At 47.6% G+C, this 23,739-nt stretch carries 22 protein-coding genes; 9 read left to right on the forward strand and 13 right to left on the reverse strand.

The window, feature by feature from the left end; genetic code table 11:
- Positions 1–8 precede the first annotated feature (8 nt).
- The 5 genes from ACJJII_RS20425 to ACJJII_RS20445 form a co-directional block, all read right to left on the reverse strand.
- Positions 9–956 carry a DUF5996 family protein gene (locus ACJJII_RS20425; protein ID WP_444917533.1) on the reverse strand — a complete coding sequence of 316 codons (948 nt, stop codon included), beginning with the start codon at positions 954–956 and terminating at the stop codon, positions 9–11.
- A 138-nt stretch (positions 957–1,094) separates the two neighbouring features.
- On the reverse strand, positions 1,095–2,051 hold the full coding sequence (locus ACJJII_RS20430; protein ID WP_413662399.1) for an antibiotic biosynthesis monooxygenase: 957 nt from the start codon (positions 2,049–2,051) through the stop codon (positions 1,095–1,097).
- Positions 2,052–2,301: 250 nt separating this feature from the next.
- Positions 2,302–3,297 carry a zinc-dependent alcohol dehydrogenase family protein gene (locus tag ACJJII_RS20435; RefSeq protein WP_444897661.1) on the reverse strand — a complete coding sequence of 332 codons (996 nt, stop codon included), beginning with the start codon at positions 3,295–3,297 and terminating at the stop codon, positions 2,302–2,304.
- Positions 3,298–3,567: 270 nt separating this feature from the next.
- The gene (locus ACJJII_RS20440; protein ID WP_444917534.1) at positions 3,568–3,993 is read right to left on the reverse strand and encodes a hypothetical protein; all 426 of its coding nucleotides are present in this window, start codon (positions 3,991–3,993) and stop codon (positions 3,568–3,570) included.
- A 65-nt stretch (positions 3,994–4,058) separates the two neighbouring features.
- Positions 4,059–4,220: a hypothetical protein gene (locus ACJJII_RS20445; RefSeq protein WP_444917535.1), complete on the reverse strand. Its 162-nt coding sequence runs from the start codon at positions 4,218–4,220 to the stop codon at positions 4,059–4,061.
- A 544-nt stretch (positions 4,221–4,764) separates the two neighbouring features.
- Here ACJJII_RS20445 and ACJJII_RS20450 point away from each other — a divergent pair.
- Together ACJJII_RS20450 and ACJJII_RS20455 are read left to right on the forward strand one after the other, a co-directional pair.
- The gene (locus ACJJII_RS20450; RefSeq protein WP_444917536.1) at positions 4,765–5,637 is read left to right on the forward strand and encodes a M91 family zinc metallopeptidase; all 873 of its coding nucleotides are present in this window, start codon (positions 4,765–4,767) and stop codon (positions 5,635–5,637) included.
- Between the two features lie 257 nt (positions 5,638–5,894).
- Positions 5,895–6,269 carry a SirB2 family protein gene (locus ACJJII_RS20455; protein ID WP_444917537.1) on the forward strand — a complete coding sequence of 125 codons (375 nt, stop codon included), beginning with the start codon at positions 5,895–5,897 and terminating at the stop codon, positions 6,267–6,269.
- A gap of 43 nt (positions 6,270–6,312) precedes the next feature.
- Here the strand turns inward: ACJJII_RS20455 and ACJJII_RS20460 are convergent, their stop codons facing one another.
- Both ACJJII_RS20460 and ACJJII_RS20465 read right to left on the reverse strand, forming a co-directional pair.
- On the reverse strand, positions 6,313–7,779 hold the full coding sequence (locus ACJJII_RS20460) for an alanine/glycine:cation symporter family protein (protein WP_444917538.1): 1,467 nt from the start codon (positions 7,777–7,779) through the stop codon (positions 6,313–6,315).
- A gap of 247 nt (positions 7,780–8,026) precedes the next feature.
- Entirely contained in the window at positions 8,027–8,881 is an 855-nt protein-coding gene (locus ACJJII_RS20465) for a beta-keto acid cleavage family enzyme (protein WP_444917539.1), read from the reverse strand.
- A 263-nt stretch (positions 8,882–9,144) separates the two neighbouring features.
- Between ACJJII_RS20465 and ACJJII_RS20470 the strand changes: the two genes are divergently transcribed.
- Together ACJJII_RS20470 and greB are read left to right on the forward strand one after the other, a co-directional pair.
- Positions 9,145–11,091: a S9 family peptidase gene (locus tag ACJJII_RS20470; RefSeq protein ID WP_444917540.1), complete on the forward strand. Its 1,947-nt coding sequence runs from the start codon at positions 9,145–9,147 to the stop codon at positions 11,089–11,091.
- Between the two features lie 38 nt (positions 11,092–11,129).
- Positions 11,130–11,630, forward strand: a complete 501-nt coding sequence (gene greB / locus ACJJII_RS20475; RefSeq protein ID WP_444893530.1) for a transcription elongation factor GreB — start codon at positions 11,130–11,132, stop codon at positions 11,628–11,630.
- A gap of 82 nt (positions 11,631–11,712) precedes the next feature.
- Here greB and ACJJII_RS20480 read toward each other — a convergent pair whose 3' ends face one another.
- The 4 genes from ACJJII_RS20480 to ACJJII_RS20495 all read right to left on the reverse strand — a co-directional run bounded on the left by ACJJII_RS20480 (position 11,713) and on the right by ACJJII_RS20495 (position 15,156).
- Positions 11,713–12,147, reverse strand: a complete 435-nt coding sequence (locus tag ACJJII_RS20480) for a hypothetical protein (RefSeq protein ID WP_282932369.1) — start codon at positions 12,145–12,147, stop codon at positions 11,713–11,715.
- Positions 12,148–12,505: 358 nt separating this feature from the next.
- Complete coding sequence (locus ACJJII_RS20485) at positions 12,506–12,871, reverse strand: hypothetical protein (protein WP_444917541.1); 366 nt, start codon at positions 12,869–12,871, stop codon at positions 12,506–12,508.
- Between the two features lie 933 nt (positions 12,872–13,804).
- Positions 13,805–14,578 (reverse strand): type 1 glutamine amidotransferase domain-containing protein, encoded by a 774-nt coding sequence (locus tag ACJJII_RS20490; RefSeq protein ID WP_444917542.1) that lies wholly within the window; start codon positions 14,576–14,578, stop codon positions 13,805–13,807.
- 185 nt (positions 14,579–14,763) lie between these two features.
- Positions 14,764–15,156, reverse strand: a complete 393-nt coding sequence (locus ACJJII_RS20495) for a hypothetical protein (RefSeq protein WP_444917543.1) — start codon at positions 15,154–15,156, stop codon at positions 14,764–14,766.
- Positions 15,157–15,594: 438 nt separating this feature from the next.
- Between ACJJII_RS20495 and ACJJII_RS20500 the strand changes: the two genes are divergently transcribed.
- The 3 genes from ACJJII_RS20500 (at position 15,595) to ACJJII_RS20510 (ending at position 18,689) form a co-directional block, all read left to right on the forward strand.
- Positions 15,595–17,319 carry a hypothetical protein gene (locus ACJJII_RS20500; RefSeq protein WP_444917544.1) on the forward strand — a complete coding sequence of 575 codons (1,725 nt, stop codon included), beginning with the start codon at positions 15,595–15,597 and terminating at the stop codon, positions 17,317–17,319.
- Between the two features lie 168 nt (positions 17,320–17,487).
- Positions 17,488–17,937 carry a MarR family winged helix-turn-helix transcriptional regulator gene (locus tag ACJJII_RS20505; protein ID WP_444917545.1) on the forward strand — a complete coding sequence of 150 codons (450 nt, stop codon included), beginning with the start codon at positions 17,488–17,490 and terminating at the stop codon, positions 17,935–17,937.
- Between the two features lie 5 nt (positions 17,938–17,942).
- The gene (locus tag ACJJII_RS20510; RefSeq protein ID WP_444917546.1) at positions 17,943–18,689 is read left to right on the forward strand and encodes a siderophore-interacting protein; all 747 of its coding nucleotides are present in this window, start codon (positions 17,943–17,945) and stop codon (positions 18,687–18,689) included.
- A gap of 46 nt (positions 18,690–18,735) precedes the next feature.
- Here the strand turns inward: ACJJII_RS20510 and ACJJII_RS20515 are convergent, their stop codons facing one another.
- Positions 18,736–19,305: a hypothetical protein gene (locus tag ACJJII_RS20515; RefSeq protein WP_444917547.1), complete on the reverse strand. Its 570-nt coding sequence runs from the start codon at positions 19,303–19,305 to the stop codon at positions 18,736–18,738.
- 392 nt (positions 19,306–19,697) lie between these two features.
- On the opposite strand from ACJJII_RS20515, the gene ACJJII_RS20520 reads away from it, so the two are divergent.
- The gene (locus tag ACJJII_RS20520) at positions 19,698–19,943 is read left to right on the forward strand and encodes a hypothetical protein (RefSeq protein WP_444917548.1); all 246 of its coding nucleotides are present in this window, start codon (positions 19,698–19,700) and stop codon (positions 19,941–19,943) included.
- A 499-nt stretch (positions 19,944–20,442) separates the two neighbouring features.
- On the opposite strand, the gene ACJJII_RS20525 is transcribed toward ACJJII_RS20520, so the two are convergent.
- On the reverse strand, positions 20,443–20,646 hold the full coding sequence (locus ACJJII_RS20525; protein WP_444917549.1) for a hypothetical protein: 204 nt from the start codon (positions 20,644–20,646) through the stop codon (positions 20,443–20,445).
- Between the two features lie 522 nt (positions 20,647–21,168).
- Between ACJJII_RS20525 and ACJJII_RS20530 the strand changes: the two genes are divergently transcribed.
- Complete coding sequence (locus tag ACJJII_RS20530) at positions 21,169–23,304, forward strand: acylphosphatase (RefSeq protein ID WP_444917550.1); 2,136 nt, start codon at positions 21,169–21,171, stop codon at positions 23,302–23,304.
- Positions 23,305–23,739 lie beyond the last annotated feature (435 nt).

Below are 23,739 nucleotides of genomic sequence, written 5' to 3' on the forward strand. Positions count from 1 at the left end.
CACAAATTCTACCGGGCTTGTGGGGGGAAACTTTCCTCCAAGGCAGACCTATCCCACATTCCTTTATCGGCTGCAGCTTCATAAGTACTCTGCAAAAAATCAAACAGTGCCTCATCAGGGGAACGTGAAGCTCTCACCGCATCATAGGGCAGCAAGAACTCACCCAAATCTTTAGAGTAGTAAGCTGAGGCGGGCGCCACCCTTGCTTCGGAAACTCCTTGGGGCTCTGGGTAAGTATATGAATAGAAGCAAGCGCCATCTACACCACCGCCACCAGGCCAAAAACCGGCACTGCTAACTTCATGGGAGTAGGCTTCCCTGGCCACCCAATCGGGAAAGTGTGGAACGCCTCCAGGGTGTGGAGGCGCCTCCCTGCCAGAAAAACGGGTAAGTGCTAAATCAAAACTTCCCCAAAAAAAATGAATTGGACTGCACTTGCCAATAAAACGACTGCGAAATTCAGTGAAAACCCGATGAATTTGCACCAACGCCTGCCAAAGCTGTCTAGCATAATCCGGATCATACTCGTAGTTATCCTGATCCCTTTCAAAGGGTATCGCATCCGCCACTTCGGATGGCATAGTGTTAATCTCAACCGGTATACCTAGCTGCTTGAGTGCAGCCATCACTTCCCAGTAGAAATCAGAAACTGTGCGGGACTCCAAAGGTAATACCCATTCTCCCCCCTCAGTGGTCAACAGCTTCAGTACGTGATGATAGAAATCAAAGCTAATAGAAAACGACCGCCCTCCATAAGGGATAAGAGATGTCTCCAGCCCTCTGGCGGTAATATATAAAGGAACATGCCAGGAGTGATTGATCCAAGGAGTTTGTACCAGGCGAATCTTGCCAATAACCTGCATCCACATATGCAGGGTGGCAATCGTATTTACCGACTCCGCGTAGGGTAACTCTGGCCAGTCTTTACTCTCAGACCGATTCTTTAAGTTGCTCACTATACGTGCTCCATCTATCCTTTGACTCGCTCGATACCTAGTGCCTTCTGTTAACCGCCAAGCTTAGACCACTAAAAATACCCCGTCCGAAAAAAACTAAAAACAGATAAACAGCTCTCTTTTGATCATCATGAAAGACTACTTAAAACTCAGGCTCGACAGCCAAGCAACAAGCATTATCGAGACCCCATAGAGAACAATAATGATAAGGGTTCCGATAGTGTTGATTTTTGTTAGCTGTCCTGACTTGTCAGACAACCAAATATTAAAAGCTCTAGTGATCAGCGGCATCGCCACCCAAGTAAGCGACGCAACAATTAATAAGTTGATAAAGAAGTTAGTCGTCGCAAAGGGCCAACTCTCTACCAAAGGTAGCAACCACATCGTAATAACCATAACTATCGGATATAACATCAATAAAATGAGCATGGCCATTTTCCACTGCGAGGGCGCGGTGTCTTGAGCTCGGCCACGAGCCCGAGAAAACCAATCCTCAAAGCCATGCCCTATCCGCTTTATTTTTACATCTTCAAAAAACCCTTCACCACGTTTTACCAATCGCTTATGTTCATCAGAATTAAGCCAGTTATCTAAATGCTTATTGGAGTCAAATCGAAATATTGCAACCCACTCCTCTTGAACCCCCTTTATTGGCTTAGTTAGACCAGCACCCAAGAAGCCTGGATATTTTTTAAGTGCTTTATCAATTTCTTTCTGCCACTGCATATATTCACGAAAAAATTCAGGCTTCACTTTTTTGGATATCACAATCGTTACGGGCACTGTTAGTTGATCTGCACCAGCGATAACTTGAGATACTACTTCAACCGAGAATTTCTTCTCTAAAAAAGCAATTAGATCTTTAAGTAAGTTATTTCCAAGAAACGTTTCAAGGTGAGCAACCGTATCAAATTGAAATATTTGCACCCACTCATTTTGGATATTAGAAACGGGCTCTAACAAATTCACCTCGAGCAGCCCATCACAATCTAGCGCAACATCCACCAGCTTCTGATGCCATGATCGATACTCATCCCCCAGGTACTTTGGCACCTCCTGAGACAATACAAGACAAGCACTGGAACCCTCTTCCATTATCTGGCAGCAGCCTCCGGCGGATGAACTAAAGATCAAAGTATTATGCAAGCAGAATGTATTTGTGTTCATTTTTGCGAACGAATGCTTTTGCTGAAAACTATCGCAACAAACAAACTTAGACGAAATGTCAGGACTGACATCAAGGGTAGCATTTGGGAAGTAACGCTCCGTACGAATGACGGAGCGGTCTGCAGAAGTGTCGCCTATTTGGGTGACACTTCCGCTAGAAAAATAAATGCGCGAGCAATCAGCTAGTCAGGCTTTCACTAACAACCAGTACTTTGCCGTCACGCCCGCCTGCCGCAGCTATTCGTACCGCTTCTTTAATTTCAGACAGAGGGTATGTGCCATGAACTGGTGCAGATAACTTACCTTCCGCTACAAGCTTTGTGATAGTGCCAAAAACTTCCTGTTGCCGCTCTGGGGATGCCGAGCCGAACCATTTGGCCAACCAGAACCCGCGCACGGTGATATCTTTAAAGATGATCATACCCGGTGCGATAACGCAGGGTTCCCCACTAAGCGCGCCATAATTCACTAAGGTTGCGCCATTTGACAGAGCTTCGCCCATGCGAGCAGTTGCCATTCCACCAACAGCATCAATGCCTAGCTTGATCTCAGCACCACCAGTAGCCTCAGCCACTCGCTTACCCAGGTGCTCACCATCCACGAGAACCACATCAGCGCCTGCGGCCTTCATCGGCTCAATCAAAGACTCACGGCGGACAACATTGATCACTTTCAGGCCCCGCAACTTGGCCAGGGTTGTCAGATAAGACCCCACACCGGAATTTGCGGCATTCTGAATAACCCAATCCCCCTCCTTGAGATCTACAAATTCGCTCAACAGCAAGTAAGCTGTTGGCGGATTAATCGTTATCATGGAAAGCTGTAGAGGGTCTACATTATTCGGGAGCGGAATCAGCCCCTGGGCATTGGCCACCATATGTGTAGCCCAGGTGCCGCTTCCTACCGGCAGGAGAACGACCTGGCCAATGGCTGGCGCGGTAACATTAGGTCCATGTTTGACGACCTTAGCAACACCTTCATTGCCTCCAACCGCAGGAAGAGGAGGCAACATCCCATAATCGCCCGTCAGGGTCAGAACATCTGAAGGGTTAATTGGAGCTGCCAGCATCTCCAGCAACACCTGCCCCTCTTGAAGTTCAGGGGTATCAAAGGACACCGCCTCAATAACATCCTGCGGCACTGGTCCGCGCTCTTGATATTCCGCCTTTAACATATCGCCGTATCCTTTTTTCGATTGATTATGAACAACGACCTTCACTCTGTACAAAATGTACCATGAACACTAGAGTTTGACGCTTATTAACAGTGGGGCCATTTAGATTCCTCCTGATAAATCAAACCCATTTACAAATCGCCATTTGGATCTACTTATGTGTGGTTCAAGCTAGCAATTTCAAGTCAGCCACTTGAAGATACTAAAAAGGGAAAAGGGAAGAATACACCGCGCTTGGGACCCAATGAGGCATGGATGCCGATTAGGAGCTTACAGGGATGTATTCACAGCGTGTCTCGAGTGCGGTGTATTCTTTCCTTCCACCCCAGTAGTAAGTCCAATGAAGCAAATTGCAGCAGCGATAACAATAAGCAGAAAAGAAGTTAAATTAAGCAGGCCGAAGTAAATAACGGCACTTTTGTGTTCTATCTGATCAATTACCACCTTAAGCACCGGGTCCGTAACAGCAAGTGCAGGGTCAGGCTCTATCACAGAAGCTAGAATGGTATAATTCCTGCCCTTTATTGTTTCGAATACATGCAGTGTTTTTCCCATTGTTGACCCCCAAAATCCTGAGGCCTTATCACCGCTCTTACCCATTGCAACCTCGACCCCCTCCTCTAGAATTGCCCAATCGATAGCCAGCGTTTCAGAATGATCTTTATACTTTTCCTTATCAAGAAATTGAATACTCAACCGACAATTTTGCTCGCGAAAATCAAGTACCCTTTCTGTCCGCAACTCCAGCTCGTAGGGCACACTTAGTTGCGATCGGAAGTTAAATTCACTCTCCCCTTTTTTGTAACATCAACAGGATACTCAATCGCTACCCATTTATATTTTTTATAGGAAACAGTTGCATATACCAGAATCAAAACCGCAACAACAGATAACACCAGCGCTAATTTAATGGTTAACCCCACACCTCACCCTAAACACCTTCCTTAATACGTCACAGCCACATCCTTTGAGACCCAAGCAGAACCAAGAAAACACACAATGCAAGTCAAACTTAGCAATTCGCAGTACCCAAAAGCAGACAAGCACATTAGTTACCAAATAGCGCACTCCAACACTGCTCAACAAGCAATTATTTAAATTTATTAAAATAATCATCATGGAAAATAAAATATATAGCAAAACGTACCAGTTGGGAGTAGAGTCGTAGAGGCATCCCTAAAATAATCATTTAGATAGTTACAAGATGTATTTCAAAAAAATTACAAAAAAAATTTTAATTTTCCAGGAATCCATCCTGCCTCGCTTACAAAATATACAACCTGACCAAAGAGAACTTTTCAGTTCAAAAATTCTAGGCAAGTACAGAACACTATTATCAAAATCATATCGATTAATATCTTTAGCTTTATGCTGCTTACGTATTAATTTCCATTTAAGAAACTTCAAAAAGTCACAGCTTTTCTCAGCCACGATAATTCGTATTGCGAGCAGGACAGGAGAATAACAATGGGACTCTGCATTGACTCCAGTAATATCACGTTTATCACACAAGTAAGGGCTGCCCTGAATACTCTTGTCGGCGGTGTCGGTACCGCTCTTACCTATACACAGGAGCGATACCGAACCGGGGGGCGACATGTGCTGCGAATTACAGAGGGAATTGGTATTTTGACTGCAGCTGGCTTGAGGGCAAACAGCACCACTCTGCTACGCCGACTAATTACCAGCCGCCACGACACCAGAATTACTGAGCACCACGCTCTCGGATTTCGTCCCGACCAGTGGCTGATGGATCAGGTATGGAGCGGCTTTAAGAGCTACCTCCCACTAGTAAGCCCGGACAGAGGCTTTATGGCCAAAGTGATGAGCAGCGGCTCCAGCGGCGTTGTAATGTGGAACAATACAGCCCTGCAAACCGCCAACCTGGCCAACAACGGCACCGTAGCAATGGGGAATTGCCCAAGCTATATCACCCTGGCCCATGAATTGGTTCACGCCGACCGCTGTAATCGCGGGCGATACCTGTCGGGCAGCGCAAACTCCACTTTCCTGGCGGATGAACGCCAGGCACCCATGGGTAGAGTGCTCCGCCAGCAAAACGCTCCCTTAACCATGGCCCGTATTGCCAATGGCGGTCTAAATATTGTTTATAACAATATAACTATCCCGAACCGCAACAACCTGATCTCAACCAGAACTAGCGGCTGGATTTGGGTAGGTGGCTCCATGGAATTGCGTGAGGAGATCGCCACTGTCGGGCTCAGTGACGATGACGGTAATGTACCTACTGACCCGCTAGCCATTAACGAAAATATGATTCGGGCTGAACATGGCGTAGCCCAACGGATGAAGTATGGCCAGATCAGAAACCTGAACTAATCCCGCGCATATGGGCCCCGCCAGCACCAAAACCTGAGGCCGGCCCACCAAAGCAAACTGACAGATATGATCTGTGTACCTACTGCTAGCAGTATTAACTTATGAGATATCGCTATCAGTAGGTTTATTGCCTTCCCCGCTTTGCATATTGCATCCGACCACAGCATGTCGTTATGCTTTGGCGGCTAGAATCACACCTTCCCTTTGTCTGGAAGGTACACAGAACACCTTGGTCAACATACAGCCAGATCATAACCATGATTGATTATGCCCTTATAAAACACGTCCACATGACCGCCGCAGCGCTCAGTATCCTGCTGTTTACCATCAGAGTGGGATTGGAGTTCAGCCACAACACGGGCTGGCGAAATGGCCCTCTGCGCTGGGTGCCACACCTCAACGACACTTTGCTGTTAGCTGCGGCTGCCGGACTGGTGATTCTCGGCAGCTGGAACCCGGGCACATCGCCCTGGCTAGGTGCGAAAGTAGCCCTGGTATTTGGCTACATTATTGCTGGCGTCTTTGCTCTGCGCCCCAACTTTTCCAATCCAATTAGAATCACTGCCTGTGTACTTGCCTTCCTGCAAGTAGTCGCTATTTTCTATCTGGCGATGCACAAGCCCAGCTTGTAACTGGATGGCATTGAGTACTCTTGGTATCAACCTCAAACTGGTATCAACCCCAAACATCGTGCTCAATGCCTTTTATTTTAAATTTACTTCCATTGAACACCGGCTCACGCACCCCGGAAGACAACTGACTCTCGTAATCTGCCATTACCTTAAAGGCCACACCAGACAAAAGTAAGATAGCTATAAGGTTTGCCGATGCCATAAAACCCATCGAGACATCGGCCATACGCCAAAGAAAGACAAAGTTTTCCGCACTTCCCGTATCTGCCACCCAAGCCCCAAAAAGCACGAACATTAAAAACAATAGCCGATAACATAAGATGGATGTTCGGGTGTGGTAAAGGTAATAAATATTGGTTTCACCGTAATAGTAGTTACCAATAATTGATGTAAAGGCAAAAAACATCAATGCAGTAGCAATAAAACTACTTCCCCAGGTACCCACCTCACTCGCCAGTGCGTCTTGAACTAACTCAACCCCTTCCAAATTACCGACCATAAAGACATCTGCCACCAAGATAATTGCTGCCGTGGAAGTACAGATAATAATGGTATCGAGAAATACCGATGCCATTTGCACGTATCCCTGCACCATTGGGTGTTTTACATCTGCAGCAGCAGCGACATTGGGCGAGGAGCCAAGTCCAGCTTCATTGGAAAACAAGCCCCGCTTGATTCCATTGGCCACCGCCGCACCAAAGGCCCCCGCCCCAGCCTCCTGAAACCCGAAGGCATTTGCCAGAATTTCCAACAGCACCCCAGGTAATTCAGCAATATTGGCGACCAACACATAGAAAGCTACCAACAAGTAACCAATTGCCATAAAAGGGACAACAATACCGGCAAAGCGCGCAATTGAACGAATACCGCCAAAAACAATAACCCCGGCAAAGAGCGCAATAAAAAAACCCACCCATAAAGGGCTTACACCCCAAGCTCCATACAATGCGGCAGCCATCGTATTTGACTGCACAGCATTAAAGGTAAATCCGTAACAAATCATGAGAAAAACTGAAAAAGTCAGGGACAGCCATTTCCACTGTGGTCCCAGCCCCTTTTCAATGTAATAGGCAGGCCCTCCACGAAATGCTCCGGGAACATCACCGCGCTCTTTGTAAGTTTGCGCGAGAGTATTCTCCACCAAACTGGTGGCCATCCCCAGCAAGGCCACCAGCCACATCCAAAACACCGCTCCGGGCCCGCCAGCGGTTATAGCCACAGCCACACCAGCAATATTTCCGGTGCCGATTCTCGCAGCTGCGCTAGTGGCAAATGCCTGAAATGCGGTTACTGAATTTTCATTTTCCTTATGGATGCCACGAATCATGACTTTGACCATATGACCAAAGTGACGAAATTGTATAAAGCGAGTCCGAATAGAAAAGTAGAGCCCCGCCGGCAGCAATCCTAAAATCAAGATTCCAAGCCACCAGATGCCACCGACGCCACCCCAGGCAAGCAGGTTTGCCCACTCGATCAAGGTAGTGAAATGATCCAGAAACCCTTGCATTGACCACTCCCAGGACAACTTATCGTTATTAAACAAATCTGTTATTTGGCTCTAAGACTAGCAGGCCAATCTACTAGTCACCTTGGAGTTAATGCTGGAAAAACAGAGCCCATCGGCTCCATATAACAGAGCCGCATCAGTATTCTGATGCGGCCCAAAAGGAAGAAAAGTAATAGCTGACAGTCTACAGCCTCGGAAAGTAATTCCGCAGCAAGGGGCCGGACGCAATCATTGGCGCATGCTGCTTTTAGCAGAAAATCTCTCGCGCCCGACTCGGTGACACCACCTTTCGCCCAGTCTCTTCAGCTACAGCCGCAAGAGCCTCAATCAATTGACCATTCCCTGAAGTCCGCTCTCCTCCCGGCAAGTAAAAGGTATCTTCAACTCCAGTGCGCAAATGGCCGCCCAATTCTGCAGTCTTGCGATGCACCGGCCAGATTTCCTCACGGCCGATCACTGTGCTCTGCCATAAGCTGCCGGGCTTCATATATTTTGGAATAATTTCCAGCAAATCGGGATCGGCAGGCATACCTGAAGCCACTCCCATCACCAGGTTGTAGTTGGGCACATCCACCATCCCTACATCCGCATACATTCCCACAGAGCGAACGATACCGATATCAAAGCACTCAAATTCCGGGCGGGTACCGGTCTCCCGACAAACTGCCAACAGCTCTTCTACCTTATCGACTGGGTTATCAAATACCATGGGTGGCCAAGCCCAGGTGCCGTTGGATCGCGCCTTTAAATAGTTCAGGCTTCCCGCATTACAGGCGGCAATTTCCGGCTTACCGGCACGCACACAACTCAAAGGACCTTGCTGATCCCGTCCGATAGTGCCAGTTGAAAAATTTAGAATAACGCCAGGGCATTTATCGCGAATTGCATCGGCAATTTCCAAGGCTATTTGCGGGTCCCAGGTGGGTAAATGGCCTTTGTTTTCCTCTTGCGCGCGGAAATGAACATGCATAACGGAAGCCCCCGCATCGTAGGCTTCACGGGCGGACTCCGCCATTTCCTTGGGGGTTACCGGGACCGGGTGCTGCTGGGGGTTGGTAAGCACTCCGGTTAGGGCGCAAGTAATCACCACTTCATCAGACATCGCTGGCTCTCCTGAATTATCTTTGTTAAGGCCGCTGTTTACAGGGCTATCCAGCGTGTGCGCGTTGCTCCTACAACACCAACTGATCGTAAGAGGACCAGGGCGAGTGGAAGAGCTGATTCTGGATAGTGCATCGACAAAATACAGCACCAAGCGCTTGCTTGGTTTTACGAGACTATCATAGGGACCCCGCCAAGGCACCTTGTTTCCCCGGATTCATCTCGGCAGAATGCGAAATAACCCAATAAGGAAGTAAGTACCTCATGAGCGAGACTATCACTCCAACCATCGCCCCTTACGGCAGCTGGAAATCTGCAGTCAACGCAGAACTTCTCGTGGAGGGCAGCGTTCGCCTGGCAGAAGCCAATTTAGTAGATGGCCGCTATTACTGGCTGGAGTCCCGCCCGTCTGAAAAAGGCAGGAATGTACTGGTGCAATATTGCCCAAAGAGTGGGCGCAGAGATCTCACCCCCGCCCCAATCGCCGTACGCACCAAAGCCCATGAATACGGAGGCGGCAGTTATCTTGTATACGGTGACACCGTCTATTTTGTACTGGCAGAAGATCAGCGCATTTATCGTATGAAGCTCGACAATGCGATCCCCGAAGCAATCACTGCAGAAAATAGCTCCCGCTACGCCGATCTGATTATCGATCCCCTGAGAAATCGATTAATTTGTGTCGAGGAGGATACCAGTGGCCACCAGCAGGGCGAGGAGCCCCGTGCACGCATTATCGCTGTAGATCTAGACAATCCACTGGCTAATCCACCGATAATCCTTCAAGAAGGGGCAGACTTTTATTCGAACCCAACCCTGAATCCGGCCGGTGATCGACTCGCATTTCTGCGCTGGCACCACCCTAACCTCCCCTGGGACGCGACAGAGCTCTGTATCGCCAAACTCGATCAGGCGGGGGATATCGGTGAAGTTACCCAAGTAGCAGGCGGTGAGAATGAATCCGTCTTTCAGCCTCAGTGGTCTCCTGAAGGCGAACTCTGCTATGTCTCCGATCGCAACAACTGGTGGAACCTATATAGGCTGGGACAAAGCGAATCCTTGTGGAAAAAAGAAGCAGAATTTGCCACTCCGCAGTGGGTATTTGGGATGTCCACTTACGGCTTCATTAGCTCCACGGAAATCCTCTGTACTTACACCCAGAATGGCACTTGGCACCTTGGCAAGGTCGATATAAAGAGTGGAGAGCATCAAACTCTTCCGCAGCCTTATTGTGATATCGATTGCCTGCACTGTGAAAATGGCAGCGGGGTGATGATTGCCGCAGGTGCAGAGAGCTTTCCCGCTGTTATTAGCTTTAACCAGAAGACGGGTAAAACGGAACAGATTGCCAGTAGCAATAGCAGCTCGCTGCCAACCGATTTGTTCTCCATCGCTCAAGCCGTCACTTTCCAAGTGGATGATCGTGCGGTACACGGGTTTTATTACCCACCCCACAACCCCAACTTCCAAGCACCTAGTGACGATAAGCCACCGCTGATTGTATTTAGTCATGGGGGCCCCACCGGCGCTACATCAGCAGGCCTCAGCCTGAAAGTTCAATACTGGACAAGCCGGGGATTCGCCATTCTTGACGTAAACTACTCCGGCAGTACCGGCTATGGCCGCGAGTATCGGGACCGCCTCGCCGATAAATGGGGCATCTATGACGTGGAAGATGTCTGCGCTGGTGCAGAATACCTGGTAGAAGATGGGCTCGCCGACCCCAATCGCCTGCTGATCAAAGGTGGTAGTGCTGGCGGTTACACAGTCCTGGCAGCGTTGACCTACCACGATACCTTTAAAGCGGGAGCCAGCCATTATGGAATTGGAGAGTTGAGCAGCCTCGCCAAAGACACCCACAAGTTTGAGTCCCGCTACCTAGATAAACTGGTAGGGCCCTGGCCTTCCGCAGAAAAAGTCTACCTTCAGCGCTCCCCCATTAACGATGTGGAAAAGCTGAATTGCCCCGTGATTTTCTTCCAGGGCATGGAGGACAAGGTAGTGCCACCCAACCAAGCCGAAACCATGGTGGGTGCCCTGAGGGAGCGAGGTATTCCGGTGTCCTATATTACATTTGCCAATGAGGGGCATGGGTTCCGCAGTGGCGACAGTATCAAGTTGGCCCTGGAGGGAGAGCTTGAATTCTACAGCCGCATATTTAATTTCCCGCTCGCGGAACCCGGCCCGGGAATTACCATCGAAAACCTATAATTAAATAATATTGAATTAAAAAGAGTTAAAAAAATACTATGGGAAGATGGAGACCGCCGCGTCCACGCGGCTCCCGCTACATCACCGCAGAGGGCGCGCAGCGTATGCGCGCCGAAGTTAAGCGCCTCTGGGAGGAGGAGCGCCCTCGGGTAACCCAGGCAGTTAGCGACGCCGCCAAGCTGGGAGATCGCTCGGAAAACGCAGACTATATCTACGGTAAAAAAAGACTGCGGGAAATCGACAGCCGCGTGCGTTTTCTCACTAAGCGCCTCGAAGAGATTACTGTTGTAGATCGAATACCGGACGATAAAGAAAAGGTTTTTTTTGGAGCCTGGGTAACGCTTGAAGATGATGAGGGTGAGAGTGTTTGCTACCGCATTGTGGGACCCGATGAATTCGATGTAAAAGCAGGCTTGATATCCATGGACTCCCCCGTTGCCCGTGCCTTATTAGGGCGCAAGCTCGATGATGAAGTGGATATCCGCCAGGGGGAAAAGTGGCAGACTTTTTATATTACTGACATTCGTTACAAGGAGTAGTTTCGGCCTCCAGAGCCTTTGAAGAGGTCGTACTTATAGAACTAAATACGACCTCTAAACAACCAAGCTGAGATAATCATTATCACAACTTTACCAATCCATGCCGATACTTATACAACGCTTTCTCCTCCTCATAGTTTAATCGGCGCCTTGACACAGCCAAGCAACACAAGATGTTTAGTAGTGGAAGTAAAAATGTATAAATAGAAATCCCCCCTAAGCTCACCCAGATAGAGACGATCACCCCACTCAATAACCCAGGAATCACACGGTAGGATGCTGTAACAGGCCGCCCCATAAACTTAACGAGGATGCCGGCAATAAATCCAGGGATCACATAAACATACAAAGGGATAATACCGCGGGCAAATGAGAGCAAAACGAGCGTACCCAAAGTACCTAACAACACCGCAAATATCGCGAGGGGCATACTCTGTTCTTTCAGTAACCTCTCAATCAAAGAGTGGTACTTACTTGTATTTAATTCACTTTTAGGGGCTTTATAAATATCACTCATGTGGCTTGTACGCTTTCAGGGGCTGCAGAAGTGCGACTATAGTATCTCAGTTCAGCGCTTTCAAAAACATTAGATGAACAATTTAGAATCGCTTACAAATACACGATTTGAAATGTGCCCATAGAAATGGCGTGAGCCCCAGATAAAAATCGATGGCCATTCTGTAACCACCTTAGAAAGCGAACCTGTACCCCCTATCAAAAGCCAAAAAAGGCTTACCTTTTAGGTAAGCCTTCAGTAAAACTAAAAAATACTTCTTATAGAGTATTATAATATTGATTCACACCAACAGTGCTTCCAGCAGAAAAATCAGATTTAACCTGTTCTGAACTCATCCCAAATTTCAAATCTGCATTGTTCACGTTGAGCTCAATAAAAAGGCTTCCCATTTGGAAATAAGCATATTCCACTCGACCACCGCCTCACTGAGGTCAATAATAACTGCTGTATAGTTTGCCCCCTCTTCATCAGAGATCACAGTTTGAATATCACTTATCGCACCGGAAACATTACTTTCAAGTGTTTGCCACTCTTGCAATACGACCTGTAAATAATCTTCAACTTGCTGGGTTTCTTCTGCTAGCTGTCCAAAGCTCTGAGACAGTATTTGTAAAGTGGATACATCAGCAGTGATCAGGTCCATCTCTGCCTGTTTATCCTGAATACTCTTTTGATCGGCAGCAATTTTTGCTGCAACCGCCGGCCCTATCACAAACCAGGTCAACAAGCCCTCCGGAAAAGCCACGATAGAAGCAACCGTGCCCAGAGAGATAGCAGTGGCATCAGCAATACCCAGCGCAACGATGCTGGCATTCAGGGGTTTAATATCTGCCTGTAAATTCTTGATATCCTGCTTTAGATCAGCAACTTTCTGCTCGTCAGCCAGGGAATCCTTTACAGAATTGTCGAGATAGGTTGCTTCTTATAATGAATCGCAAACAAAAATACATTTATATTCACATTGCTGATATCAAATCAAACCTTCTAGTCCAGTAAGCACTGATCAGAATCACTCAGCCTGGCAACTATCTCCGTCAAATGCTGCAATCAAATCCAAGGCACCCCCAACCTCTTTATATATGATTAGCTTCCGACTATAAGAACCCAGCAGCCATGAGCCGCAGGCCACCCAGTAAGTGGCTTCTCTTGAGGTAACACAGAAGACGCTTTGCGCATCAGATACACGCCAAAACAATCGTCCTTTGGAAAACCCCCTGCTCTCGAGTCTCAAAACGCCAATATCATTCTGTTTAGCCCATTGAAGAATTTGCGCCTTGAAAAACTCGGATCTAATCGGCATTAACAAATAGGGAACTGCACCCAATAGAGCCAATAAGGCCACTATTACATTGTTCCCCAGAGAGGGGCTAAACACATAGGCCAGCTTCCCCAAAGTTACCGATATTATTAATACAATAAATGGACGCATATTCACTGCCGCCGATTCCAGTTCCCTTTAGAAAGAATGGTAGATAAATATGCAGAGGCAAGATTTAGCTACAGGGCGATCGAGTGATCCCGAGTTAGTTACCCGCGTTATAGCATATTTAGACTAACAGGTAGAGATTGGTCGCATTGAAGCCAAACTCGTTAGAGCTTGACCCGCAGAATGACTGCCTAACGATAGAGAAAATACACAATAAAGTACTGGAGCAATTTAGTTGCTCTCGATTAAACCCAGCATTTCTTTTGCAACCAGCGCAGAAGAAGGTAAAAACATTGTAGAAACTATACGCTGATCAGATATTACATCATGCTTATCAGCAACATTACCCTTATTAATAATAATGGCTCCATTCTCTCGAAGGCGTTCCTCTACCAAGAACGGTAATAAAGTACCCTGCTTAGCCCAAGACTTCTCTTTTTCTGTAGAGTCTGGGAAACCGGCAACCTTCTTGCCCTTTACCATATAATGGCCATCTTTCAGTTTCACATCTGCAAACGCACCTGCCCCATGGCCACAGCTGCCCACAACTCCCCCTTTCTGGTAAATCCCTCCCATAATATTTAGCAGCTCACGATTAGATGCCACATCAAACAAGGTTCCATAGCCTCCACCGATATAAACAGCTGCATAATTCTCTATAACTACTTGCTCAGGCTTTAGTGAACTATTTGCCCGCTCTAAAAAACCTTCATGTTTGATGGTGTAACTACTAATCCCCAGTGGATCCATCATAAACGGGACCACCCCACCTTTTGGCGAAACAAAGTCCACGTCATACCCATGGGAAACAAAAATATGGTAAGGCGGAGCGTACTCCCACAAATTATTTCTTGCATCGTGTTTCTCTGGATCACCCATATCCTGAAGATTAGAAGCAACGATTAGTATCCGCTTAGTCTCAGCTGCTTGTGAAGGTATAATAAAGCCCATCACAAGAATTATCATAGAGCAGATAAGGCTACAGATTTTTGCCGTTTTTCCCACGTTCAACTTCCCCATTCGAATAACTTTGATACGAAATAGATAGATTACATGAGTAACGTACAACCTTGACATAAGATCGATAGTTTGCAGGAGAAAAGCGATATAGCGAGGTCAAACTGCCCCTGAAGTAACAACGGCCAACATTTCTATAGCGCCAAGCCTACCACCACAAAGTTAACACTCTATTACCGAGCAGCCTTAATAGTTAGGGCAGTAACAACACCCCAAATCCAATTGAAAAACAACACCAGGACTGGTGTTAAGACTCCCAACTCAAATCCGGCAACACCCTTCCCCGCCATCACAGGGAAAACTACAAACAATTGAAATACAGAGGGAAACAAACTAAGAAGAGCTCCTTTTAAAAGTAACTTTGATGACCAGAATGGAAGAATAAATAGCAGTCCCCACAAGCCACCCCAAACAATACGAGGATAAAGCCACTCAGGAGATAGAGGAGGGGAAATTGACACGCCAAAAGCGGCATTAATCCCCAACTGGCCAAATAGCCACACCGCAATACTGTTTGCCAAAGCACCGAGACTTCCGGCTGCGAAGAATATTAGTAGGTTTTTCATCTCCCTCTCCTAGAGTTGTAGGGCCACTGCAATATTTACTGGCGAATCACACCACAATATAGAAGAACCATCGTCACTCAACGGAAAATAGCCTAACGCACGAATCACAGCCCCACCCGAGATTACAGAGTAACTTTTCTACTTTACCTACCCAATAATACAGAGCATAAACCAGATTTATCTTGAGTACGTCTGCGTACCAATTAGACACAGCAGAAACGCCAGAAAAATTAGATAAAGCACTAGCCCCCTACCTCTCAAGAATGACTACTTAAAAAATATTTTCAATTTGAGAACCAGCAATATCCGCTGATCGTTTTTGCAACTAATCCCGAAAGAAAATAACTAGCTTCTCAAGCGCCAAATTTATGTAATAGATAAGTGGTACGTTTGTATTTATTTTATAAATCAATTAAAACCAAATAGGAACTAGTACTTATGAAAGTGCCATCAGCAGGAGTGCTGTACCCGATTTTATTAGGATTGGCGATCCAGTCAGCGACGTCTCAAGCCCAGTCCTTTGATGAGAACGCCTATATTGACAGGCAGCTGCAATATATTGAGGAAGGAGTCACCTCTACCAACGATACTGCCGTCGTACTTCAGGCATACACCGGTGATGATCTCAACTGGGATGCGCTAAATAAGAACCTGGATGTACTCCGCAACGGCGGCAAGAAAAATTCTGACTTCACTCTCACCCGCCTAATTCGCATCTTATTCTTCCGCCCCGAAATAAAAGACGAACTCTTTGCCGCACTCGACGGCTATCACTTCTGGTTTAAAGAAGGCGGGACGGGTGACCATGTCTTTGCTTCAGAAAACCATATGATCATGTACACCTCTGCCCAATATCTCCTCCAGGAGAAATATGGGGCATTTGAGGACGACAGAACTTATAAGCGCCTAAAGCGCTATCTGGAAGTTAAGAACCAATATGGTTTCTATGAGTTCTACTCCCCTGTTTACTACCCCTATACCCTCTCGGCACTGCTAAACCTCGTAGACTTTGCAGAGGATGAGGAAATCCGTGAACTTGCAATCGGCGCTGCTCATCGCTTGCTGCAAGATATTTTATTGGTGACCAACGACCAGGGGATCAACTTCGCCGCAGCCGGGCGTAGTAATGACGGCTACCGCCGCAATGGGTCCGGAGGGAATATCAACCGGATTATCTACCTCCTGACAGGTCTGGGCAAAGAGTCAGTACGCACCCCCAGTCCCGCCGGCGTAATGCTCGCCACATCAGGTTTGGAAATCACCGATGAGGTTTTCGAATATTTCGGTAAAGATCTCAACATAAATTATTCAGTCGGCCATTCGCTGGGAGATGCCAGAAACGAGATCTATGCAGACTTTCCCCGGGAAGAGCGCGTACCCTTCTATTGGAGCCAGGGAGCCTACTTCCACCCCGATGTCGCAGCGGATACCGCCTGGTTCGCCAGCAAATACCAACTCGAAGGTTATGAGGGGCTCAAAGCATTTGACCAGTTCCTGGGACTATCCGAAGCAGCCGCCCCTGCGGCCGCCAAGGCGGGGGCTGTATTCAGCCGCAGCTCCGTACTCTCCTCGGCCAACTTTTCCATGTACAAAGATGGCGGAGTTATGATGCACTCCATCCAGAATTATTGGGGAGGCCGCCAGGGCTACCAACAAACCCCCTGGATAGCCACCACCGGTTCCCAGTCTATCTGGGCAAAAGTCGGCGACGGCAATAGCACCATGCAAAATGACCACCTGCCGAAAATAAAGCAGGTAAACAATGTTGCCGTGATCCAATACAACCCCTACCCGGAGATAGAACTGTTTCACTCCGGCGGCTCCGATGTCGCACTACAGTGGCCCGAAGAGTTCGAGGAGGAGTCCCGCAGCGGTAACTGGAAGTTTGGTAGGGAAGACGATGGATACGTAGCCGTCCGCTACCCCTGTGGCAATGGTGACTCCAACACTGTGACCTGTGATTGGAACGAGCAGACCTGGGTCGTCATTATGGGAAGTGAAGAGCGCTACGGGAGCTTTGATGCCTTTAGACAGAAGGTGCTCAATGAAGTCAGTTACGATGCCGACTGGGAATGGCACGGCTCCTTCTGGAAAGGCACCTTGAAGTATGTGTACGATTCAGATGTAAAGTTTGATGGAACCGATATCAGCTTGACTTGGTAGCACCTAATTAAGCTCACGGGAAGGGGATACCCCCTTCCCAGCCTCCCTGCACCCCCATCCAAATTACCCTCCACAGGCTATCAACCCAACCTCCTTCCATCCGAGCTTAGTTGACAGTGTCAACCAATATGAATAAAGTTGACACTATCAACCAGTTAGCATGGCGCCATGAAAGATACCGCAATCAATGAATCCCTCCACCAGCTTATTCACGCCTACAAACGGCGTTTGCGAGCTGGCATACAGGAGCAGCGAATTGGCTTGCCGGTGAGTCATATACGGGTACTCAAAGGTGTCTTTAAATTTCCACTGAGTACTGCCCGGTCAATTGCCCAGCGGATGAATTTGGATAAAGCCCAAGTAACACGAGTGCTAAACGACCTGGTGCACTCGGGGCTAATCGAAAAGACCGACAACCCCAATGATCGGCGCAGCCAGTTTTTGACACTAACTACAGACGGAATAAGCACGCTGGAAAAAGTAAGCGGACAAGAAGCTGAAGTGGCCAGACAAATGACTCGCAACTTGAGTACTGAAGAGCTTGAAAACTTCGCCCGCATTGCCAGCGTTATGGTCGCCAATATGAAAGAGCACTCCACCCCTGACGAAAGGAGCTAAACCCTATGGCCGAGAAAGTTACCAGAGAATTGGTCGTTATTCGCAGGACACAAATTACTGAAAATATGCTGCGCATCACCCTCGGTGGCGATGATCTAAAAACTCTCGCCCCCAACCAGGAAAGCGCCTATATCAAATTTCTGTTTCCACAAGCTGGAAGCGAGCGTCCGCTATTGCGAAGCTATACCATCAGACACCAGCGTGAAACTGAAATTGATATCGACTTCGCCCTGCATGAACACGAAGGGCCCGCTCTAAGCTGGGCACTTAAAACGCAGCCTGGTGATACGATCTTAACCCACGGCCCCGGCCCCAAAAAAATGACCAATCCCGAGGCAGACTGGTTTTTACTATTGGGGGACATGACTGCACTGCCAGCCATCAGCGTAAACCTTGCAGAGCTACCCAAGGATGCAAAGGGTTACGCATTAATTGAGGTCTCCAGTGAAGCTGACATTCAGGAGCTGGAACACCCAGAGAACCTGCAAATCCACTGGATTATCAATCCGGCTCCATCCGGCGAGAAACTACTGGAAAAATTACAGGCACTAACCTGGCTCGATGGACAGGCCTCCGTATGGGCCGCCTGTGAGTTCGACAGCATGCGTACCCTACGGCAATTCTTTAAGCAGGAAAGAGTAATCCCCAAAACCCATATTTATATCTCCAGTTACTGGAAAATCGGGCAGTCGGACGAAGGCCACAAACTCGCCAAGCGCATGGACAATGAAAAGATGGAAGGACAGGGATAACTTATAGATAGGCGGGAAGAGAAAGCGTTCTGATTATAGGCTTTCCCTACTCAACAGAAACGGGCCTATCTAACCGATACCAGTAATTAGACAAAAAGCCCCGGGCATCGAGTTTAGAAATCTGCCTGATAATTTCCGGGGCACCCAACTTGCAGCGCCATTCGAACATAGAGGCACGGCCAGCCACTACCGCAGGGATAATCCCGGAACTTTGATTATCTTTGCAATAGGAAAGCATGGCACTACTCGGCTCCCGACTGGTGTCAGCCCTCTCATCACAGGGGAGATTAACTCCAACAAAGCAGGCATAGACACTTCCATCCATACATCGCCAATAGGTCCCCCTCGCGACCCAATCTTCGGGCGCTTCTGCACCGAGATTGGCCGCTCTTCTGATACCATCAACAATTGACTGTGGCATAGCCGGTCCAGTAAAAGTCTTAACTGGGTTATCGTCATTCACTACTGCCGCGCAATATTCAAAGGGGTTGGTGGATAGCTTGCCCCCTCCAGCGCTACTTACTTCAGAGTTAACCGCAGCGATCAATATCCATAACAGCGCAAAAATACTCACGACTAGAGCAGCCACTTTTAGCATCATCCCAGTCCGTTCCATAAAGGGTTTACCTGCCACTTACTAAAAAGGGAGAAGGAAAGAATACACCGCGCTTGGGACCCTATGAGGCATGGATGCCGATTAGGAGCTTACAGGGATGTATTCACAGCGTGTCTCGAGTGCGGTGTATTCTTTCCTTCCACCTAGTAGTAAGTTCCGCCCGCACTATTCAAGTGCCAGATCCAAGGGTGTTAACAACTTTAGTATGGCGCCCTCTAGCGCTTTACAAACTAACCTTTACTTTCCGTAGTAACCGAGCTTATCAGGCGGCAGAAATCACGAACAGCAACTATACTCATCCGAAGCGATTAGGCAGTGAGCAGAAGCTGCCGAGCTAGAAAGCTGGTTTAGAAAATTCCAATAAAAACCCTGTTTTCAAAAGGAGTAATCATTTGATCAATCACTCCCCCTCAATAACAGACAAAGTGGCCACTCCAGAACTCCCACAGTGGATCAGTTGCCGCGAACGCCTGCCCCATAAAGGGGATGCCACCAGCCGCGGCTATGTACGGGTAATATGGAAATCAACGAGATCTATTAATGGAAACACCAATACCACCTGGGAAGTGGGTATGGATCATTATGAAAATGCCCGCACCTATTTAGGCTGGATGCCAATAGCCAAAAAGGGAGAATAAACAGTACAAAATAATTGTGCCCACAATTAAATACACCCTAATGATCTTTAGGGTAGTATTTCAACATGAAATTTTTAGGCGCGTACTTCTAGTAGCGATGCCACTGCTATCCAGCCGTGCGGGAGAGCGATTCGATGGCTATAACTTACCGCAACAGACTATTGAGAAAAGTAGAGACTGCGGCTTAGAATACCAGCGCACCCCAGACCAGGACTTTCCTACCACCCTTTCCCTCGTCGAAACATGTACTGATCAAACAGATAGAAAACTAATTGGGTACTTCAGAGGCAACTTAGTCATAGCGCCAGAAATGAACACCTTTGAGCCCTGTAACATCCAGCTTCTACAAGCTCAAACTGATAGAGTAATCGAACCCAAATCTATTTGGTTCAGTTCGCAACCAGATATTGAGGTTGCAGACTGGTGCAGTCATTTTCTTATCGCAAAAGGCGAACTACACGGCCCCGGCAGGTATGGGCACTTCAGTACTTACAGCTATTTATTTGTAGCCACCGACATTATTCATATAACCAATAACACCAATGGCAACTGCGAACCCCACTTCTACAAGATTGACGAGCAATTGGACCTTAGCGAGGCGAGCCCGCCCCAACCCTTGATACCATCCGGCAGCTAAATCAATATCGTAGACAATTAGCGCAAGCTGAATCTGGCAGGTTCCCAGCGCCCCCATAGTAAACAAAGGACAAGTTCCAGCCTTCGATCAGTAAAAGAGGCGCCGATCAATAAATCGCACCTATAAACCAAGAATACCCTCTTACTCACCGCCATAGAGAAGAACTATCTTACACGAGCATATAACCAACTAACTCTAACCAGATTGAGCTTCTGTATCGCAAGGGTAGTCATCTTCATTTTTTTGAACCTTGTTTTCATATCAAGCAGGGTAAAAGCTCCGAGCCAAGTGTCACAATTTCCCCTTCATTGTAGAAGCGAGCTTTCAACAGCATCCCATTGACTACAATCATACTGCGCCTGCCGATATCCAATTGAGAGAATCTGGCTAAGGCTCTGCAAGAATCATCCTGCATTTCGCTGTTCAATCTTATCGACGCCAAAATGTTAGCAAGCTTGCCATCACCCAATTCTTGCGAAGTGGTCTCAGATACTATGACGAGCGGCCTGACTCTCGGCAGGATACTTGCCTTTTTGATTGCGCTTCTCAGTTCAAATCTCCCATCAATGCAGTGAATAGTGTTCAGCCATGCCCCAAATTGTTGAAAACGTCAATGCCAAGCAATCACCCTCTTTCTCCTTAGATAACCTGCTAAAAAGCGACCTCTTTGAGCGTGAAAATAGCTATCTCGATTCGAAGTATTTCGGAATGAAAGGAGAAATTAATCAGCTGTTGATTACTGAAACAGCCAAAGATATGGGAATGCAGGTCGACTATTACTCCAAAGATTTATACAAGATTACATATCAAGAAAAATATGTACTCTTTTGCGGAAACTCTGCACTGGTATCTGAGGCCTATCGTGCTTGCGCTCAACAGAAGCATCTGACGAAAGACTTGCTTGCTAGGAATGGTGTCCCCGTGGCAACAGGTCGGGTCTTCGACGATATTAAAGCTGCAACAGACTATTTCTCAACACTTCACTACCCTGTGGTCATCAAGCCAGTTACAGGTAGTCATGGCCGAGGTATTACCACGGGGATCACATCGGTCAATGCATTGCAAGATGCCTGGAAAACCGCCAGCGCCAAATCAAATAAAATAATCATCGAGCGCCATATCAGTGGCTGCGACTTGAGAGTGAATGTTATCGGGGGATGCGCGGTGTCTGCCTGCCTGAGAATTGCACCCAACGTCATTGGAGATGGAAGGCATAACATCAACGAACTAATCTCGGAGAAAAAAAACAATAAAAGCAAACGCAATCCAAAGTATCGAGTGGACTCGGACTACATACTCAGAACAGAACTGCTGGATGTGAATGGTATCTCCCGTGAATATGTGCCTGCTGAAGGAGAACGCGTCTGGTTGGCGGGCGTAGCAAATATTTCTGCGGGAGGAGAAAGTATTCAATTATTGGACAGGCTCGACACTGAGGTCATTCAGGTTGCAGAGCGTGCAGCCAGTGCATTTCCTGGGATTTACTATGTTGGAGTGGATATTATTGTCCCTGACAACTCCTCCGAGACAGCCAGCTCTCCCTATGTGATCGAAGTCAATACAAACTCTGCAACCTCAACACCAGTTTTTCCTGATTTTGGTAAACCGATCGACCTCCCAAGGCTACTTCTGGAATATCTATTCAGTGCCTCCGGGCCAGCCCGCACCATTCAGCACGCCGAGAAAGGCCAGTATTGTCCTGGGCTCCACCCTATCAGACTAGCGGCACCATGGAACTATCCATTCTACACACCAAGATTCCGAAACCGACAAAACGCGCTGATCAGCTTGGCTGCATATAAATACGATTTGAAGCCCTACAACATCAGCACCAGTATCTCTGGTGTCGTATACGGCGACAAACATGTCTTGTTTCATCAATCGACCCCCGATCTTGTGCCTCAAGTAGCGCGTCGTGCCTGCCTAAACCGTGTATTACGAAACAAGAGGCTAAACGAAGCAGGGATCAATACGAGCTTGACTTCATCCACCCATGATCCTGGTAAAGTACCTTCTCGGCTCCGAAAATTTCGCGCCCTAACCATTGGCGGACAGGTTGTTGCCGCATTGGAAAGAGGGATAGAGCCAATCCGCAATTATGAAAGTAATAACATTGAGACTCATCAACAGCGCTTCGGAGAATTTTTTCGCGACGTCAGTGAAATATTGCATGCAGATTTCGCATCAATTGCGACCCAATCTGTAGAGGCGCTATTTAATCCACTAATTGCGGGAGTCGACATAGTCGCAGAAGACATTAGTCGGCCATTACCCTCTCAGTACTGGATGGTAAGCCAAATCACATGTAGCCCTTCGCTAGATTGGCATTACTTTCCCACTTATGGTGTTGGGCGCGATGTCGCCTCAGCATTGCTACTGCAACTCTTTCCCAAGTTGGAACAAACCATAATTCAATTGCAACACTGGAGAATCAGGGTCAAAGGAAAAGTTCAAGGTATTGGATATCGAAAGTGGGTTCAACGTTCAGCATTTAGTAAGGGCATCGTCGGAAAGGTATTGAATAGACCTGACAAAAGTGTAGAGATATGGGCGCAGGGCTCTCATACCGCCCTTGCCGCGTTACTTGACCAATGTGCATATGGCCCACATGAAAAGCCAAGCTTCGATATCGATCTGGAACCTCTCCCCATTACCGAATATCAAGGCTTTCGGATTGATCACTCAAGTACTGCCGCACATCCTGGAACTTCGTCAAAGGAGTGAAGTTCCAATGACCGTCAACCATTACTCAATACAATAAAGCTGGCGTATGTATCCCCCACAGACCGACGCTATGTCGCGTAGCCTCGCCGTATAGAGAGCTTCTTTCCCGGGACTCAAATCAACCGGGGAGACCGTCATCACCTGGCTTCTCAGAAAATCATCACAATCCTCAGCGCCCCCTTGTTCCTGTAGCAGCAGTAGAAAGCATGAGCGCCGTGTATTTCTTTCACTCTCCGCTTTTAGTAACAGCTGTTTCCTGCCTGAAGAAACCTCTCAGAAAATGCAATAAATAAATACCCGCCGCTCGAGCGAAGCTGTTTACCTAAGGGTTTCGAAGCTGCTACAGCACTGAGAAAATCTGACAGAAATTCTATCCCACAAGTCAGGATTATTTGATAAACGCGCCGAGGTGGAAACCTATAAAAATCAATCCAA

It is taken from the genome of Microbulbifer maximicatervae (SeqCode), assembly GCF_052467825.1.